13 protein-coding genes are annotated in these 13,377 nt (G+C 70.0%); 1 reads left to right on the forward strand and 12 read right to left on the reverse strand.

The genetic code is table 11. The features are described 5' to 3' along the window. Window positions 1–14: 14 nt before the first annotated feature. From wecC to coaD, 9 genes are all read right to left on the reverse strand, one after another. The gene (gene wecC, locus IEX49_RS00485) at window positions 15–1,274 is read right to left on the reverse strand and encodes a UDP-N-acetyl-D-mannosamine dehydrogenase (protein ID WP_188803177.1); all 1,260 of its coding nucleotides are present in this window, start codon (window positions 1,272–1,274) and stop codon (window positions 15–17) included. Between the two features lie 107 nt (window positions 1,275–1,381). Beyond that, on the reverse strand, window positions 1,382–2,626 hold the full coding sequence (locus tag IEX49_RS00490) for a glycosyltransferase family 4 protein (RefSeq protein ID WP_188803179.1): 1,245 nt from the start codon (window positions 2,624–2,626) through the stop codon (window positions 1,382–1,384). A 3-nt stretch (window positions 2,627–2,629) separates the two neighbouring features. Next, complete coding sequence (locus IEX49_RS00495) at window positions 2,630–3,895, reverse strand: LCP family protein (protein ID WP_188803181.1); 1,266 nt, start codon at window positions 3,893–3,895, stop codon at window positions 2,630–2,632. 81 nt (window positions 3,896–3,976) lie between these two features. Then, the gene (gene mutM / locus IEX49_RS00500; protein WP_188803183.1) at window positions 3,977–4,912 is read right to left on the reverse strand and encodes a bifunctional DNA-formamidopyrimidine glycosylase/DNA-(apurinic or apyrimidinic site) lyase; all 936 of its coding nucleotides are present in this window, start codon (window positions 4,910–4,912) and stop codon (window positions 3,977–3,979) included. After that, entirely contained in the window at window positions 4,905–5,702 is a 798-nt protein-coding gene (gene rnc, locus IEX49_RS00505; RefSeq protein ID WP_373286652.1) for a ribonuclease III, read from the reverse strand. Before rnc ends, mutM begins: the two co-directional genes overlap by 8 nt. A gap of 1 nt (window position 5,703) precedes the next feature. Then, window positions 5,704–5,907, reverse strand: a complete 204-nt coding sequence (gene rpmF, locus IEX49_RS00510; RefSeq protein ID WP_115930987.1) for a 50S ribosomal protein L32 — start codon at window positions 5,905–5,907, stop codon at window positions 5,704–5,706. A gap of 2 nt (window positions 5,908–5,909) precedes the next feature. Continuing rightward, a complete protein-coding gene (locus IEX49_RS00515; protein ID WP_229672057.1) occupies window positions 5,910–6,518 on the reverse strand; it encodes a YceD family protein in 609 nt (202 codons plus the stop codon). Between the two features lie 168 nt (window positions 6,519–6,686). After that, window positions 6,687–7,598, reverse strand: a complete 912-nt coding sequence (gene galU, locus IEX49_RS00520; protein ID WP_188803187.1) for a UTP--glucose-1-phosphate uridylyltransferase GalU — start codon at window positions 7,596–7,598, stop codon at window positions 6,687–6,689. Window positions 7,599–7,703: 105 nt separating this feature from the next. Then, window positions 7,704–8,174, reverse strand: coding sequence for a pantetheine-phosphate adenylyltransferase (coaD, locus tag IEX49_RS00525; protein WP_188803189.1), 471 nt, complete (start codon window positions 8,172–8,174; stop codon window positions 7,704–7,706). A gap of 23 nt (window positions 8,175–8,197) precedes the next feature. On the opposite strand from coaD, the gene IEX49_RS00530 reads away from it, so the two are divergent. Further along, window positions 8,198–9,448, forward strand: a complete 1,251-nt coding sequence (locus IEX49_RS00530) for an aminotransferase class I/II-fold pyridoxal phosphate-dependent enzyme (RefSeq protein ID WP_229672058.1) — start codon at window positions 8,198–8,200, stop codon at window positions 9,446–9,448. Here the strand turns inward: IEX49_RS00530 and rsmD are convergent. The 3 genes from rsmD to IEX49_RS00545 are packed head-to-tail and all read right to left on the reverse strand — an operon-like array spanning window position 9,416 to window position 13,370. Beyond that, on the reverse strand, window positions 9,416–10,102 hold the full coding sequence (gene rsmD / locus IEX49_RS00535) for a 16S rRNA (guanine(966)-N(2))-methyltransferase RsmD (protein WP_188803193.1): 687 nt from the start codon (window positions 10,100–10,102) through the stop codon (window positions 9,416–9,418). The genes IEX49_RS00530 and rsmD overlap by 33 nt on opposite strands. A gap of 23 nt (window positions 10,103–10,125) precedes the next feature. Beyond that, window positions 10,126–12,366, reverse strand: a complete 2,241-nt coding sequence (locus IEX49_RS00540) for an ATP-dependent DNA helicase RecG (RefSeq protein WP_229672059.1) — start codon at window positions 12,364–12,366, stop codon at window positions 10,126–10,128. Next, on the reverse strand, window positions 12,363–13,370 hold the full coding sequence (locus IEX49_RS00545) for a DAK2 domain-containing protein (RefSeq protein ID WP_229672060.1): 1,008 nt from the start codon (window positions 13,368–13,370) through the stop codon (window positions 12,363–12,365). Before IEX49_RS00545 ends, IEX49_RS00540 begins: the two co-directional genes overlap by 4 nt. Between the last annotated feature and the right edge of the window lie 7 nt (window positions 13,371–13,377).

The raw sequence follows: 13,377 nt of genomic DNA on the forward strand, positions 1-13,377 counted from the left end.
GGGACGGACGAAGCTCAGAGGACGCGGGTTTCGCGCCACTGGCCCCGGGTGTCCACCACGTGCTTGCCCGCGGCCAACGGCTTGAGGTCGGCGAAGGCGGCGTGGTCCACCAGCAGCACCACGATGTCGGCACGCTCGATCGCGGCCGCCGGATCCACCAGTTCCACGTTGTCCCGGCCGGCCAGGGAGGCCGGCAGCTCGTCCACGTGGGGTTCCACGGCCAGGATCGTGCTGCCGGTGAACTGCTCGGCCATGGCCGCGGCGATGTTCAGGGCCGGGGACTCCCGCAGGTCATCGATGTTCGGCTTGAACGCCAGGCCCAGGGCCGCGACCACCGGGGCCCGCCCGGTCGCCTGCTGCACGTCGAAGGCCTTGACTTTGACCTGGTCGATGACCCACTCGGGTTTGGAGTCGTTGACCTCACGGGCGCTGCGGATGATCCGCGCCGCGCTCGGGGCGGCGTCCACGATGAACCATGGGTCCACGGCGATGCAGTGCCCGCCCACGCCCGGACCGGGCTGCAGGATGTTGACCCGAGGGTGGTGGTTGGCCAGCTCGATCAGCTCCCAGACGTCGATGTCCAGGTCCCGGCTGATCATCGACAACTCATTGGCGAACGCGATGTTCACGTCCCGGAAGGAGTTCTCCACGAGCTTGGCCATCTCGGCGGTCCGCAGGTTCGTCAACAGGATCTCGCCCCGGCAGAACGTCTCATACAGGCCCTTCGCGGCCTCGGCGGCGGCCTTGCTGGACCCGCCCACGATGCGGTCGTTGGTGACCAGCTCGGTCATGACCTTGCCCGGCAGCACCCGCTCCGGGCAGTGCGCGAACAACAGGCTCCCGGCCTCGGCCAGGTCCTCACGCTCCTCGTGGATGACCTCGGCCAGGCGCTCGGTCGCCCCGGGGGGCGAGGTCGACTCGAGGATGACCAGTTCGCCACCGCGCAACTGCGGGGCGAGGTTCCGCCCGGCGGCCTCGATGTAGGACAGGTCCGGGGACTTGTCCGCGTGGAAGGGGGTGGGCACCGCCACGATGTAGGCGTCCGCGGCCGGGGTCTGCGTCGAGGCGGACAGCAGTCCCTCGGCGACCGCCTTCTGCACGAACCGGTCCAGGTCCGGCTCCACGAACGGGACAGATCCCGCATTGACCGCATCGACCGTGCGCTGGTTCACGTCCACCCCGTGGACACGGAGTCCGCTCCCCGCCAGGATGGCCGCCGTCGGCAATCCGATGTAGCCCAGGCCGATCACGGCAACGCTGGAAATCTCAGTCATGGAGTACGTCCTTCAATCGATGGAGCCCTTCAGGCGGTCGTCCCGGACACGATGCCGGAGAAACGGCAACCGTCGGTGTTCGGGTCCACGACCGCGGGCAGATCCGGTCAGTGGCGATTATAGGCCGTGGCCCGTGGGCTACGGCGCAGCACGGTCTCCCGGGCAAGTCCGACGAAGCGCCGGCCGAGCTCCGGCAGGTCGGCGTGGCGGTGCACCCAGTCACGGCCGCGGCCGTCCACCACAGTGCTCTGTGGACGGGTGGCGAGGTCTCGCCAGTGTGCCGCCAGTGAGGCGGCATCGGCCGGCACGATGCTGGCCGCGCCGGACTCCTCCAGCACGCGGGCGGCCTCGCCCGTGACCACCCCGGTGACGTGCCGGCCCACGGCCAGCAGCTCGTACGTCTTGGACGGGATGGTCCAGTCGAAACTCGGCCAGTCCGGGCGCAGACTCACCAGGCAGGTGTCCGCCCAGGCGTATTGGGCGCGCAATCCGGCCCCGTGCACCGCGTCCATCATGGTGACCGGAGCGCCGAGTGAGTCGTTCAGGTCGGACAGGGCATCGCGCTGGGTCCCCGATCCGACGAGGCGCACGGCAATGCGCTCGGGGCCCTCCTGCACCAGGGCAGCCGCCCGGATCACGGTCTCCAGTCCCTGGCTCTCACCGTGGTTGCCGAGGTAGAGCACGTTGAGTTCACCGGGAACACGGTCCCGTGCCGGAACCGGTTCGATCCGGCTCAACGGGACGCCGTTGCCGACCACCTCCACCACCCGGATCCCGCGCTCGGAGAGCCGTTCGGCGAATCCCCGCGTCACCGTCACCACGAGGTCCGCCGAACGCTGCGTCCCCGTGACCAGGTACTCCATCAACCGGCTCAGCAACCCGGTGGAGACTCCCGAGTCACGGGCCAGGTCCGGCCAGGCGTCGCGCATCTCCACGATCAACGGTGTCCGGCGGAGCTTGGACAGGGTCCAGCCGGCGACGACGGTCGGCAGGGCCGGCACGGTGACGACCAGGACATCGGGCCGCTCGGCGCGCAACGCCACCGGAATGGCCGCCAGCGCATGGACGACGTGACCGAGGAACCGGCCGTCTCGCGTGGCACCGAGGGCAGGGATCGTCCACGTCCGCCAGATGCGTTCCCCGTGGGCGCCCCAACGGTCATCGGCACCAGTGGAGGCGGCCGGGGCCTCAGGCCCCTGTCCCCCACCCGGGACGTGTCCCGGATCGGCCTGCGGGACGACGACGTCGACGTCCCAGCCGGCGCCCCGGAACGCCTCGACGAAGGCGGCCCACCGCCGCTGGGGCGGAGTCCGTTCGGGCAGGTAGGAATGCGTGATCAGCTGGACGCGCATGAATCAGGCCCCGGCGCAGACGGCGGCGGGTTCGGTGGCCTCTCGGGAGGCGCTGCCGGACCCGCCGGCACTGGCACTGGCCGAGCTGGTGGCGTCCGTGGCACCGTCCGTGGCAGAGGGTTCACCGGAGGCGGAGGGTCCACTGGAGACCGATGGCTCGCCGGACGCATCGGCGCTGGCGTCCGGACTGGCGATCCCATCATTGGCCGCATCAGTGGCCCGGGCGGTGGCCTCCTCAGTGGCATCATCGCCCGAGAGATAGCTGTCCAGGTCGTCCGCCTCCAGGGCCTGGCGCAACTCCTCGATCCCGGCTTCGTCCTGGAGCACGATCGAGGCCCCGCCGGGGCCCTCGGCCGGATCACCATGGGGAACCGTGAAGGTCTCGATGTCATTGCTGCGGATGCCGTTGAGCTGGAGGCCGTAACCGGCGATCGTCGCCGCGTCCAACCCGTCATCCACCGTGATGAAGGGGACGATGCTGTTGACGACGCCCATCAGCTTCTGGGGATTGGCCAGCGTGTCCACCGTGAGGATCTGGTCCACCATCGCCGAGACGAAGCGCTGCTGGTTGGCCACCCGCTCGAAGTCACCGCCGAGGAAGGCCTTGCGCTCCCGGACGTAGCGCAGGGCGTCAGAGCCCTCCAGCAGGATCTCGCCCCGGGGGAAGAAGGACGGGTTGACCTGCCCCGAGGAGAAGGACTGGGGATTGCAGACCTGGACGCCGCCGAGAGCACTGGTCAGCCCGTTGAAGCCCTCGAAGTCGATCACGGCCAGATGATCAATGTTGACGCCCAGCATGTTCTCCACCGTCGCGGTCACCAACGGGTAGCCCCCGAGACTGAGCGCGGCATTGACCTTGCGTTCGCCATGGCCGGGGATCTCCACCCACAGGTCACGCACGATCGACATGACGTAGACGTTCTGCCGGTCCTCAGGGATGTGCACGAGCATCAGGGTGTCCGAGCGTTCACCCGCTTCGCCCTTGTTCTCGGCGGTGTCCATGCCCTCACCCCGGGAGTCCGATCCCATGACCAGGACGTTCAGGGCTCCGTCCGTGGTGGCCTCGGAGGTGGCGATGCCGGCGTCCACCGTCTGGCGCTTGTCGTTGAAGGTCGAGGCGATGGAGCCCACATAGACGGCGACGAACACGAGCACGACCACCAGCAGTGCGGCTACCACGATGAAGGCGTTGCGGACGGTATGGCGCCGCCGCCGTGCCCGGCCGCTCGAGCGGCGCGGCAGATAGTCGTAGTTCTCAGTGTGAGACAAAAGGGGTTCCCATCGACACGTCAAAGTTCCACATCATCCTAGACCGCCACGGGGCGGCGGCCGGTCCTGCCGTGCCGGACGCTACCAGCGGGCGCGGCGCGGCACCGGCTGGCACCGCGGGCAGTAGGCCGAGGACCGGTTCATGAACCGGTCCTTGACGATCAGGCTCTGATGCCCCTCGGCCGCACAGCGCGCGCACGGCCGGCCGGCCTGGCCGTAGACGTTGAGGGAGCGGTCGAAGTAGCCCGATTCCCCGTTGACGTTGACGTAGAGGGAGTCGAAGCTCGTACCGCCCTGGGCAAGGGCCTGCACCATCACCGCGTGCACCGCCGTCAGAAGACGTCCCGACTCACTGCGGTTCAGGGTCTCGGTCGGCCGTGCATAGTGCAGACGTGCCTGCCACAGGGCCTCGTCCGCATAGATGTTGCCGATACCGGAGATGAGTCCCTGGTCCAGCAGAGCCCGCTTGAGGCCGGTCCTGCGGCGGCGGAACCGCTGGTACACAGCGTCTGGATCGAAGTGAGGGTCCAAGGGGTCGCGGGCGATGTGGGCCACCGAGGCGGGCACCAGCTGGTCCGGACGGTCCGACGTCGGCACCAGGGCATCTATGAACAGCCCACCGAAGATGCGCTGGTCCACGAAGCGCAGTTCCAGCGCGGTCCCGCTGTCCTCGCCCTCGCCCTCGCCCTCGCCCTCGAGCAGGATCCGGATGCGCAGGTGCCTCGGATCCGGATCCCCCGGAGAATTCACGAGGAGTTGACCGCTCATGCCCAGATGAGCCACGAGCGCCCGATCGGGCGTCGAGCCGGCGGCCGCCAGGGGAACCCACAGGTATTTGCCGCGACGCTCGGGGACCGCCAGCCGCAGTCCGGAGAGCTGGGATTCGAAGGCGGGCGCGCCGCCGTCGTGCCTACGGGTGGACCGCGGCTCCACCACCTCGACGCCGGAGACCGGCCGTCCGGCCGCCCATGTCTCGAGCCCCCGGCGGACGACCTCCACCTCGGGCAGTTCAGGCACCGGCGGCTGCCTCGGTACCGGCGGCGACGGCCCCGGCCGCGGCCGACACGCGGTCCCAGGAGTGGGCAGCGGCCTGGCGTTCGGCCTCCTTCTTGGAGGGCCCGGTGCCGGTGGCGTAGGGCGTGCCGCCGACCACCAGGGTGGCGGTGAACACCTTGTCGTGGTCCGGGCCGGCGGATTCCATCCGGTACTCGATGGGACCGAGGCCGCCGTTCGCGGCGGCCTCCTGGATATACGTCTTCCAATCGGTGCCGGCACCCATGGCGAGCTTGTCCGCGAGCAGCGGGATGACCAGCCGGTGAACGAGGTCATGGGCGGCCGGCAGGCCCTGGTCCATATAGGTGGCGCCGATGAGCGCTTCCATGGTGTCCGCCAGGATGGAGTCCTTGTCCGCGCCGCGCGTTCGCCGTTCGCCCTCCCCGAGCAGAACTGCAGGACCGACGCCGATGGTGCGGGCCACGGAGGCCAGGGCTCGGGTGGAGACGACGGCGGCGCGCATCTTCGCCAGGTTCCCCTCGGGAAGATCCGGATACGTGCGATAGAGGTGGTCCGTGACCACGAAGCCGAGCACCGAGTCGCCGAGGAACTCGAGGCGCTCGTTGGTGGGCAGCCCGCCATGCTCATAGGAGTAGGAGCGGTGCGTCAAGGCAAGCACAAGCGTCCCGGGGTCGATGGTGACCCCGAGACGCTTGAGCAGGTCTTCAGTTATCGGCCGGTCCAGCTGGACCGGCCGGCGCCGCCCGGACTGCTGTCCGGACGCCTGGACCGACTTCCGTGGCGCCATGGGCACCTCAGGCGTCGGCGACCTTGCGGCCCTTGTATTCCATGAACAACGGCGTACCGGCAGAATCGGTCACGACCTGGGCCTGGTGCGGCAGGCGGTAGGTGACGCGGCCGTTTTCCACGGACTTCACCAGCGGAGGCACGGTGGCCTTCCACTGGGAGCGGCGGGCACGGGTGTTGGAACGGGACATCTTCCGCTTCGGAACTGCCACGGCTATCTCTCTTCTGTCTCGTCGGATGAGGTCTTCGTCTCCGGGCCGGCGGTGCCGGACTCGGAGGTCTTCGTCAGTTCGGCCAAGGCCGCCCAGCGCGGATCCAGCTGTTCGTGGACATGGTCCTCCGGTGCGTCCTCCAGTCGGATGCCGCATTCGGAGCACAGGCCCTGACATCCTGGCCGGCAGACCGGCTGGAAGGGCAAGGCCGTGACCACGGCGTCCCGGAGGACTGGCTCCAGATCCACCGCCTCGTGCACCACCAGACGCTCTTCGTCGCTCCCACCCTCCGGGGCGGACGCGAGGAACAGCTCCTGCAGGTCAACGGTGATCCCGTCCTGGATCGGGTCCAGGCAGCGACTGCACTCTCCCACGAGGTCGGCGTGAGCCTCACCGGTGACCAGGATGCCTTCGTGGACCGACTCCAGACGCAGGTCGACGTCCACGGCTGAACCAGCCGGGATGCCGATGAGCGGAGTGGACAGTGCCTCGGGGGCTGGCCACTGCTCCTCCAGAGTCCTCATGGACCCCGGACTGCGCACCAGGTCCTTGACGGAGACCACCCACCTGTCAGCTGCACCGGCTACAGTCGGGGACGATGACGCGGACATCAGCATTCCTTCTTCAGCGGGCGGTGGTGGCGGTACGGATCCCTGCGCATGGCTTCCACCGTACGCTGGGATCCAGGCAGGGTAGAACCCTCAGGACCGACTCACCAGTCTAGCCGCTCCGTTCCGCCGTTCCAAATGACCCGCCGGGCGGACCAGGGTCCGTGATGCTCAGAGCTCCGCGACGAACTCCTTGAGCCAGGGGCGCAGGCCCGGCCCCAGGTCATCGCGGGCACTGGCCAGTTCGATCACGGCCTTGAGGTAGCTCAGCTTGTCACCGGTGTCATAGCGCTTGCCGCTGAACACCACGGCGTGCACGCCGAAACCCTTCCCGTGCCCCTCGGCCAGGACCTGCAGGGCGTCGGTCAGCTGGATCTCATTGCCGCGGCCGGGCTGCGTGCGCTCCAGGATGTCGAAGACTGCAGGGTCCAGGACATAGCGTCCGATCACGGCCAAATTGGAGGGCGCGTCCTCCACCGGGGGCTTCTCCACGAGCCCGGTGACACGCACCACGTCCTCTGGTCCCCCTGCCACCGTGGAGACCTCGGCCACCCCGTAGGCGGAGATGTTCTCGCGGGGGACCTCCATGAGGGCGATGACCGAGCCGCCCTTCTCCTGCTGGACGTCGATCATCCGCTCCAGCAGGTCCTCCTTCTCGTCGATCAGGTCGTCACCGAGCAGCACGGCGAACGGCTCGCGGCCCACGTGCTGCTTGGCACACCACACCGCGTGGCCCAGGCCCTTGGCATCGTTCTGGCGCACGTAGTGGATGTTGCCGAGGTTGGTGGCCTCCTGGATCTTGTCCAGTTTGCCGAAGTCCCCCTTGAGCTCCAGGCTGCGTTCGAGGGCGGGAACCCGGTCGAAGTGGTCCTCCAGAGCACGCTTGCTGCGGCCCGTGATCATCAACAGGTCCTTCAGCCCGGCGGCCTTGGCCTCCGCCACCACGTACTGGATGGCCGGCTTGTCCACCACCGGGAGCATCTCCTTGGGCATGGCCTTGGTGGCCGGCAGGAACCGGGTCCCCAGTCCGGCGGCGGGGATGATGGCCTTCTTGGTGCGGGGATTCTGCGAGCGCTCAGTCATGGGTGCAGGATAGCCCGTCCGGGTCACCCGGGGGCGGCGACGGGTGGTCGACCAGTAGGCGACCGGTAGTCGACCGATCCGGCGCAGCGCCGGCTCCAGGCCGGCTCACGACTCGTTCAGCCGCCGTATGACGGCCCGCGGAACGAACTCCGAGACGTCCCCGCCGAGCTGGCTCACTTCCTTGATGAGGGTGGAGGACAGGTGCGCGTAGCGGCTGTCGGTGGGCAGGAACACGGTCTCCACACCGGTCAGGTGCCGGTTCATCGCCGCCATCGGCATCTCGTACTCCAGATCGGCGGTGTTGCGCAGGCCCTTGATGATGGCATTGGCACCGGCCTTGCGGCAGAACTCGGCCAGCAGTCCCTCCCCCATGGGCACCACGGAGATCCCCTGGAGCGAGGAGACGGTCTCGCGGATCATCTCGATCCTGGTGTCCACGTCGAACCGGTACTTCTTCGCGTAGTTCGTGGAGACCGCCACGATGACGTCATCGAAGAGGTTGGTGGCCCGTGCGATCACCTCCACGTGGCCGTGGTGCAGGGGGTCAAAGGATCCGGGGCAGACGGCTCGACGCATGCACCGAACATACTATGGAGCCCATGCCCGCCGCACGACAGCCGCACCACCGAGGTGCCGTCCCCCACGTTTCCGCGCGAACCCCCGTCACACCCCGCAACCCGCCCTCGATCTTTGAGACCATGACCCGGTTGGCGCGCCGCCACGGTGCGGTCAACCTGGGGCAGGGCTTCCCGGACGCCGACGGCCCGGAGTGGGTGCGGACCCTGGCCGCCGAGGCGATCGTCATCGGCCGGGCGGACGGAGTCGAGCACGCCAACCAATACGCGCCAGGCCGGGGCGACCCCTTGCTCCGCGGGGCGGTGGCTGATCACCAACACCGCCACTATGGGCTGGAGGTGGACCCGGACCGCGAGGTCCTGGTGACCACAGGTGCCACCGAGGGCATCGCCGCGGCCCTGCTGGCCCTCGTGCAGCCCGGTGACGAGGTCCTGGCCTTCGAGCCGTACTACGACTCCTATGCGGCCGTCGCGGACCTGGCCGGGGCCCGGTTCGTCACCGTGCCGCTCGCCGCACCGGATTTCCAACCGGATCCCGAGGCGCTCGAGTCGGCCATCACCGGGCGCACCCGGATCCTGCTGCTGAACACGCCGCACAATCCCACCGGGGCCGTGATTCCACCGGCGGGCCTCTCCCGGATCGTCGCGATCTGTGCGCGGCACGATGTCCTCATCCTCAGCGACGAGGTCTACGAGCACCTGGTCTACGAGGGCCGCCATCACCCCGTCGCCTCCGTGCCCGGAGGGTGGGAGCGCACGCTGACCGTCTCCTCCGCCGGCAAGAGCTTCTCCCTCACCGGCTGGAAGGTCGGGTGGCTCACCGGTCCCCCTGACCTCGTGGAGTCGGTGTACTCGGTCAAGCAGTTCCTCACCTACTCCTCCGGCCCCGCCTACCAGGCGGCCATCGCCAGGGCCCTGCCGGAGGGAGACGGGTTCCTGGCCGGGCAGCGCGACCGTTACCGCTTCGCCCGTGACGTTCTGGTGGCCGGCTTGCGCTCGGCCGGGCTCGAACCCGTGGTGCCGGCTGCCGGGTACTTCACCGTGGCCGACCTGGCCGCCCTCGGAGTGGACGACGCGCAGGACACGGCCGCGGTGCTGGCCGAGCGGGCCGGCGTCGTGGGCATCCCGGTGGGAGCCCTGTGCGGGCCGCCGGCACACCCGGGTGATCCCACGCCGTACGGGTCCTGGATGCGGTGGGCCTTCTGCAAGTCGCCCGAAGTGCTGACCGAGGCGGTGGCCCGGCTACAGGGGCTGGGCCGGGCCCTCTCCGGCTGACGTCCCGGCCCCCGCCGCCCTTTCCCCCGGGGCATCCCGCGAGGCCTGATCGCCCTCATCCTCCGCCTCGTCCTTCGCCTCGTCCGGACCGGATCGCAGGCAGAAGTACAGGATGGTCTCGCCGTAGGTCCGGGATTCCAGCAATTCGAAGGCCTCCGGCCAGTCCGGTGCGGCCGACCGGGCCGAGCGTTCCAGCACCAGCAGGCCGTCCGGCACCAGGACGGTGGAGATCCGCTGGAGCGTCTCCGCCAGGCCCGACCCGCCCAGTGGATACGGCGGATCGGCCAGAACCAGGTCCCAGGGGCCGGCGCCGGTGGGTTCGGAGAGCACCCGGTCCACGTCCCCGGCGGCCACCTGGACCACGTTCCGGCCCACCCTCTGGTTGATGGCGGCCGCATTCCGCCGGCACACGGCGGCGGCCCGCCGATCCCGCTCCACCAGCAGCACCCTCTCGGCGCCCCTGCTCGCCGCCTCGCCACCCAGGGCACCGGACCCGGCGAACAGGTCCACGACGGCGGCGCCTTCCAACCAGCCCCGGCTCGCCAGCCAGGAGAAGAGGGCCTCCCGGGTGCGGTCAGTGGTGGGCCGGGTGGCCTGTCCCGGGACGGACTCGAGCTGCAGTGATCCGGCCTGGCCGGCAATGATCCGTGGCATCTATCTCCTTCGGGCGGGCCCGGTCAACCCTTCTCGATGTAGTCGCCGGTGTCCTCATGGCCTGCCTCCCAGGCCTGCACGGCCGCCGCCAGCTCCGGGTGGTCCAGGGTGCCTGTTGCGGACTGGTGCAGCGCAACCCATCCGGCGGCCAGCTCGATGAGGTCCGCATGCTGGAGCACCCGCAGGACCTTCAGCCGGCTCCCGCCGTGCTGGGCGGCCCCGAGCACGTCCCCCTCGCCACGCTGCTGGACGTCGGCGCGCGCGATCTTCAGCCCCTCCTGGGTGCCGGCCACCACCTCGAGCCGGTCGATCGCCGGATGCCCGTCCGGCAGCCGCGTGGTGAGCAGGCAGGTGGCCGGCGCCGTGCCACGGCCCACCCGCCCGCGCAGCTGGTGGAGGGTGGACAGGCCGAAGGCGTCCGCATCGAGGATGGCCATGACGGTGGCGTTGGGCACGTCCACGCCGACCTCGACCACGGTGGTGGCCACCACGATGTCGAGGTCCCCGGCCACGAAGCGGCTCATGGTCTCGGCCTGGGTCTGCTGGTCCTGCCGACCGTGCAGTCCGGCGATGCGCACGCCCTGCAGCACGGGCAGGGAAGCGAGCCGGGGCACCATGTCCTCGACCGCAGCGTCGTGGCGGTGGTCCCGGGCCGTGCCGTCGGGGCTGTCAGGGCCGCCTGGATTGCCGAGGCCGTCAGGATCGTCGGGGTTGTCCCGGCGGTCGGTCGGGTCGATCTTGGGGCACACCACGAAGGCCTGGTGTCCCGCGGCCACCTGTTCGGCGATCACCTCCCAGACGCGCCCGATGATCCGGGGGCCGTGAGCCATCCGGGCGAGGTGGGTGACCACCGGCTGCCGGCCGGACGGCAACCCCGGCAGGAGGGTCAGGTCCAGGTCACCGAACACGGTCATCGCCACGGAGCGCGGGATCGGGGTAGCGCTCATGACCAGCAAGTGGGTACCCGGGTTTTCCCGGCGCAGCGCCTCGCGCTGGTCCACGCCGAAACGGTGCTGCTCGTCCACGACCGCCAGCCCCAGGTCAGCGAATTGCACGGTTCCGGAGAACAGAGCATGGGTACCGACCACCAGACCGGCCTGACCGGAGGCGATCTTCAACAACGCCTCACGCCGCTGGGCGGTCGTCAGCGAACCGGTCAACAGGACGACCTCGGTGGCGGGTCCGTCCGGGGCGTCCAGCCGGCCGGCGTGCGCCAGAGGTCCGAGCGTGGCCGTCAGTGAGCGGTAGTGCTGCGCGGCCAGCACCTCCGTGGGGGCCACCAGGGCGGCTTGCCCGCCGGCATCCACGACCTGCGCCATGGCGCGCAGGGCCACGAGCGTCTTACCGGAGCCCACCTCGCCCTGCAGCAGCCGGCTCATGGGCCGGTCACGGGCCAGGTCGGCGGAGATCGTCTCCCCGGCGGAGACCTGCCCGTCGGTCAGCGTGAAGGGCAGCCGTGCGTCCAGCGCGGCCAGCAGCCCGTTCACGACGGCAGGGCGAGACACCGCGTCCGGCATCGCCGCCACGTGGCGCCGCACGGCCAGCGCCCCCTGGAGCACCAGGGCCTCCTGCAGGGCGAACCGGCGCTGGGCCCTGAGCGCGTCCGCCACCACGGCCGGGCGGTGGATGTCCCGGTAGGCGGCGGCGAGTCCAGGCAGGGGGACGCCGTCCGTAGACGCCTCTTCGAGCAGGTCGGCCGGGACCGGATCCCGGAGTGCATCCACGTCCAGGGCGTCCAGAACGGTGCTGATGCTGGCCCGCAGGACCCAGCTGGGGACCTTGGCCGTGGCCGGGTAGAGCGGCACCGGGGTCAGGTCCTCCGCGTCCGGCTCCTCGGCCTCGTCCAGCACGGAGAAGTCAGGGTTGTTGAGCGTCTTCTCGCCCCGGTAGAGGGCGGTCTTCCCGTGGAACATGGCCCGGTGGCCGGGCTGCAGCCGACGCAGTGCCTCGTAGCTGTTGAAGAAGGCCAAGTCGAGGGAGGCCGGACGCAGCGGATCGTCGTCCGTCACCGTGACGTCCACGATGAACCCGCGCCGGGAGTGCATGTTCCGGCGGTCCACGGACACCACCCGGGCGACCACGGTGACCTGGTCGCCGACGGGCAGGGAGGCGATCGGTGTCAGCTCCCCGCGTTCGATCCAGCGCCGGGGGAAGTGCTCCACGAGGTCCCGGACGGTGCCGAGGCCCATCTCCCGGTCCAGGCGCTGGCCGGTGCGGCCGCCCAGGAGCCGGTCGAGCGGCTGGTCGAGCGGATCGGATCTCACCCGGCGGTCTCCGGGTCCTGGAGAGAAGTGATCACCAGGTTCTCCGGTTCGCCGGCCTTGCGGACCAGGGCCTCTGCGGCCGCGTGGTCGTCCACGTGGACGTGTAGTCTCCACCGCACGGGGGCGTTGGCCTCACCGCTCTCCTCACCGGAGGTGCCGACGGGGCTCATGATCACGGAGTCCCCCATGTCATTGAGCTCGAACCGGAGGGTGGCGGCGGTGAGGGGATCCAGCGAGATGCTGCACATCAGCTCATAGCCCACCGGTGAGTCCAGGCCCTCGTGGATGTGCGGGTCCGAGGCGGAGAACCCGTGCAGTCCGTCCAGCAGACTCGGATCGATGCTGGTGCCCATGACCGTGGCCCGCAGGGAGTCGAGCACCAGCAGCAGTCCCATGCCACCCGCATCGACCACGTGTGCTGCCGTCAGGGCCGGCAGCTGGCCCTCCGTCTGGACGACGGCCTGCCAGGCGGCGCCCACGATCGCATCCAGTGCGGCACCGAGTTCCCGGCGGCTCATGACCTGGTCGTCCGGTTGCCCCCGCAGCCCGGCGGCATGCGCGGACGCCGCGCGGGCGGCCGCCGCGAGCACCGTCAGCATGGTGCCCTCCTGCGGATCGGACAGGGCGGCCCAGCAGCTGGTCTGGGCGCGTTCGAGAGCCGCGGCCAGGGTCGGGGCCGCGAGCCGCTCGTGGCCGGTCAGCGGTTCGGACATGCCGATCAGCATCACGGCCAGCAGCGTCCCGGAATTGCCGCGTGCCTGGTCCAGCGCGGCGCGGCCGGCCACGGACATCAGGGCACCGACGTCCTCCGTGGTCTCCTCGGCCACCGCGGCACGGGCAGCGCGGACGGTTCCGTACAGGTTGCTGCCGGTGTCACCGTCCGGGACCGGGAAGATGTTGATGGCATCCATCCGGTCGGAGGCATTGCCCAGGACGGTCTCCGCCAGCTCCAGCCACTGGTGCACCCGCGAGGGACTCCGGCGTGGAGCGTCCTCCATGGTCATGCCCGGT

The organism is Citricoccus zhacaiensis, from assembly GCF_014645315.1.
GTDB lineage: Bacteria > Actinomycetota > Actinomycetes > Actinomycetales > Micrococcaceae > Citricoccus > Citricoccus zhacaiensis.

Bases quoted from the DNA above. Each gene is read 5' to 3' on its own strand.
- wecC (WP_188803177.1), bottom strand. From the start codon at position 1,274: ATGACTGAGATTTCCAGCGTTGCCGTGATCGGCCTGGGCTACATCGGA.
- IEX49_RS00490 (WP_188803179.1), bottom strand. From the start codon at position 2,626: ATGCGCGTCCAGCTGATCACGCATTCCTACCTGCCCGAACGGACTCCG.
- IEX49_RS00515 (WP_229672057.1), bottom strand. From the start codon at position 6,518: ATGTCCGCGTCATCGTCCCCGACTGTAGCCGGTGCAGCTGACAGGTGG.
- galU (WP_188803187.1), bottom strand. From the start codon at position 7,598: ATGACTGAGCGCTCGCAGAATCCCCGCACCAAGAAGGCCATCATCCCC.
- coaD (WP_188803189.1), bottom strand. From the start codon at position 8,174: ATGCGTCGAGCCGTCTGCCCCGGATCCTTTGACCCCCTGCACCACGGC.
- IEX49_RS00530 (WP_229672058.1), top strand. From the start codon at position 8,198: ATGCCCGCCGCACGACAGCCGCACCACCGAGGTGCCGTCCCCCACGTT.
- rsmD (WP_188803193.1), bottom strand. From the start codon at position 10,102: ATGCCACGGATCATTGCCGGCCAGGCCGGATCACTGCAGCTCGAGTCC.
- IEX49_RS00545 (WP_229672060.1), bottom strand. From the start codon at position 13,370: ATGACCATGGAGGACGCTCCACGCCGGAGTCCCTCGCGGGTGCACCAG.